Annotated in this window: 1 tRNA gene; it reads left to right on the forward strand. The window is 40.2% G+C overall.

Annotated features, from left to right (window positions below):
• Positions 1 to 52: 52 nt before the first annotated feature.
• Positions 53 to 125 (forward strand) — tRNA-Ala (locus E4T71_RS09035).
• Positions 126 to 425: the final 300 nt, after the last annotated feature.

The following is a 425-nucleotide window of genomic DNA, read 5'->3' on the forward strand; positions in this document are numbered from 1 at the left end:
TTTGAGAGGTCATGTAGATGACAGAGAAAAAGAAATCCTACATGAATAGGAAGGGGCCTTAGCTCAGCTGGGAGAGCGCCTGCTTTGCACGCAGGAGGTCAGCGGTTCGATCCCGCTAGGCTCCATTGATTGAAGAAAACTTCAATCAAAAGGACAACTAGAAAGAGTGTAAAACTTTGCGAGAAGTTGAACACGCCCTCATTTTTCGGGAAAAAAGATAAACTTCCTAGTGTTCGAAGAACACGTCGTCAGTTTCCTATTTTTCCGTTCAAAATGCCCAATTCTTGGGACGGGCTTAGTATCCTACAAGAACATTGAAAATTGAATAACTATATCAAAGAAAGTAACAAGAAATAAACCGAAACGCTGAACGCATAATGAGTTTACTTAATTCAGGTAGAGTTAAGAAAAGAGGTTAAGTTAGT

The sequence above is a fragment of the Streptococcus sp. WM07 genome (assembly GCF_004570525.1).
Taxonomy (GTDB): domain Bacteria; phylum Bacillota; class Bacilli; order Lactobacillales; family Streptococcaceae; genus Streptococcus.